The following is a 3,021-nucleotide window of genomic DNA, read 5'->3' as shown; positions in this document are numbered from 1 at the left end:
AGATCAAAAGATCGCAGCCTGCGGCGGCTCCTACAGGTGAATGCGGTCAGTCCCTATATCCCGGCGCTAAAAATCCACTTACAGGGTTTGAAACGACTGGATGTTGATTTCCTCCTATTCTGGACAGTCCAGCACGCGGAAAAAACTCCATGATTGGCTCCCTTCGCACCACTCAAGCCCTGTTACTTGCATCACTGGCTACATTCGCCACACATGCGCAGTCTGATAACACGCCGGCGCAAGTGGATCGAATCATCCGCCCGATGCACCCCGTCTGGTTGCTTGAGCAACCCTATGCCGAAAATCCCATGCTGACTGCGCGCACCTTCGGCGACAGCGCTTACGGCGAATACCACGTCAAGGCGACCCTCCAGATCAGTTGCCATCCTCAAACTCAAGGCGCAGGCGTAACGCTGCAGATCGCACCACACTCCCTGGGTTTTCACAGCGATCCTTTCGAAGGTCCGGACGCCACTGCCAACGGCCCCTTGCACATAACCACTGGAAATCGCCCCGCTGGCGAATACCGGGTATCCGGTTTTTGGACCTCTGCCGGGGCTTTCCAGGTCGGCTCCATTTTTGCGATCGAAACTCACCTCCCGCGTGATGAGCTGGCCTATTGGGCGAGCGATGCTTCGCGCGGCCAGCCGCTGAAACTCTCGTTGGTCCCGGCCAAGGCAGGCGCCAAACCCCTGACTGCTGAGTTCTCATTACCGGAAAACAATGACGGGCTTAAACAGGTTATCCAGCCTTGTCTCTGAGAGACCAACTTCCATCAAGTAAATAATTAGATTGATTTTTTACTACAGGTAAATTTCCATAGGCAAATAATAACAACGCCAAAAACCCGTTGCCTTTGTAGGAGCGAGCTTGCTCGCGATGGACGTTAACGATAACGCGTGTTCTCTGGACGAACGCGCCGCGCTCAGATCCATCGCGAGCAAGCTTCGCTCCTACAGGTCAGCCTGCCTGGAGTACCCGCACCATGCCCACCTCGACACCTGCCTTCGCGCACCTGTTCGAACCCTTGCAGATCCGCGGCAAGCGCCTGAAAAACCGCATCATGTCCAGCGGTCATGACACCTCGATGCCCACCGACAACCTGGTCAATGAACAACTGATCGCCTATCACCGGGCGCGCGCCGAAGGCGGTGTCGGGCTGATCGTGCTGCAAGTGGCCGGCGTGCATGACAGCGCGCGTTACACCTCCCACGTGCTGATGGCCACGGACGATGAATGCATCGAGGGTTATCGCCAACTGGCGCAGACCTGCCATGCCCACGGCACCGTGGTGTTGTCGCAGGTGTTCCATCCGGGGCGGGAAATCATGGAGTCAAGTGATGGCCAGCTGGCGGTGGCTTACTCCGCTTCGGCGGTGCCCAACGAGCGCTTCCGGGTGATGCCGCGGGCGCTGGATCAGCCGATGATCAACGAGATTGTCGAAGGATATGCCGCCGCTGCCCGGCGCTTGCATCAGGCGGGTATCGATGGCGTGGAAGTGGTGGCCAGCCACGGCTACCTGCCGGCGCAATTCATCAATCCACGGGTCAACCGCCGTACCGACGATTACAACGGCGACCTTGAGCAGCGTCTGCGTTTCCTGCGGGAAGTGATCGCGGCGATTCGGCTCGTCACTGACGAACAGTTCATCATCGGCCTGCGCATCTCCGCGGATGAGCGTGATCCCGAGGGCCTGACCGAAGACGAATCGTTGGCCGCCGTGCAATCGCTGCAAGCCGAACTGGATTACGTGCACATCGTCGCCGGCACTTCGGCCTCGTTGGGTGGCGCGGTGCATATCGTGCCGCCGATGGCGATCGAAGCGGCGTATCTGGCCAAGGAAGCCGGGACATTCAAGGCGAGCCTGAACATTCCATTGTTTGTCACCGGGCGCATCAACCAGCCCCAGGAAGCCGAACTTATCCTGGCCCGAGGTCAAGCCGATGTCTGTGGCATGACCCGGGCGCTGATCTGCGATCCGCTAATGCCCAACAAGACCGATAGCGGCCATACCGAGGACGTTCGGGCGTGCATCGCCTGCAATCAGGCGTGCATCGGCCACTTTCACAAGGGCTTGCCGATTTCCTGCATCCAGCACCCGGAAACCGGTCGCGAACTGATCTTCGGCCAGCGACAACCTGCGGTACGGCGCAAACGCATCATGATCGCTGGGGGTGGACCGGCCGGCATGAAAGCCGCTGCCGTCGCCGCACAACGTGGACATGAAGTCACGTTGTACGAGGCCAGCTCGCAACTGGGTGGTCAGGTACTGCTCGCGCAATTACTGCCTCGTCGCAGTGAGTTCGGCGGTGCCAGCACCAACCTGCAACGAGAAATGGAACTGGCCGGCGTGCGCGTGGTGCGCAACACCCGGGTCGACCGCGCGCTGGTGGAACAGGAAAAACCGGACATGGTGATCGTCGCCACCGGTGCAGCGCCGTACTGGCCGCCTTTTGAACGCGGCGGCGAATTTCAGGTCGTGGACGCCTGGCAGGTGCTGCGCGATGAAGTAAAAATCGGTCGTTCCGTGGTGGTAGTCGACTGGCGCTGTGACTGGATCGGCCCCGGCATCGCCGAGCGCCTGACCCGCGCCGGGCATCAAGTGCAACTGGCGGTCAACGGCACACATTGCGGGGAGAACCTGCCGCTGTACGTGCGCGATCAACTGGCGGGCGAACTGCACAAACTGGGCGTTCCGATCACGCCTTACGCCCGTTTGTATGGCTGCGACGACAACACGGTCTACCTGCAACACACCGCCAGTGGGGAGCCGATGCTGATGGAAAACATCGATACCCTGGTGCTGTGCCAGGGCCATCAACCGGTGGATACATTGGGTGCCGAGCTGCAAGGCCTGGTGGAGTTTCGCCGCATCGGCGATTGCCTGGCCCCGCGTACGGCTGAAGAAGCGATCTACGAAGGACTGAAAGTCGCGTGGGAGCTTTGAGGCTGTTTATACTCCGGGCCTTTAAATTCAAATCACGGACCCTGTAGGAGCTGCCGCAGGCTGCGATCTTTTGA

Annotated in this window: 2 protein-coding genes; both read left to right on the top strand. The window is 59.7% G+C overall.

Annotation, left to right across the window (positions count from 1 at the left end; translation table 11 throughout):
- The first annotated feature begins 149 nt into the window (after positions 1–149).
- Positions 150–761 carry a hypothetical protein gene (locus ACRESJ_RS25805; RefSeq protein WP_431760393.1) on the top strand — a complete coding sequence of 204 codons (612 nt, stop codon included), beginning with the start codon at positions 150–152 and terminating at the stop codon, positions 759–761.
- Between the two features lie 224 nt (positions 762–985).
- Complete coding sequence (locus ACRESJ_RS25800; protein ID WP_431760392.1) at positions 986–2,947, top strand: FAD-dependent oxidoreductase; 1,962 nt, start codon at positions 986–988, stop codon at positions 2,945–2,947.
- Positions 2,948–3,021: the final 74 nt, after the last annotated feature.

The sequence above is a fragment of the Pseudomonas sp. genome, assembly GCF_050739655.1.
GTDB lineage: Bacteria > Pseudomonadota > Gammaproteobacteria > Pseudomonadales > Pseudomonadaceae > Aquipseudomonas.
This window is presented reverse-complemented; position numbering and strand designations above follow the sequence as displayed.

Coding starts and splice junctions, on each gene's coding strand:
- ACRESJ_RS25805 (WP_431760393.1), top strand. CDS start 150: ATGATTGGCTCCCTTCGCACCACTCAAGCCCTGTTACTTGCATCACTG.
- ACRESJ_RS25800 (WP_431760392.1), top strand. CDS start 986: ATGCCCACCTCGACACCTGCCTTCGCGCACCTGTTCGAACCCTTGCAG.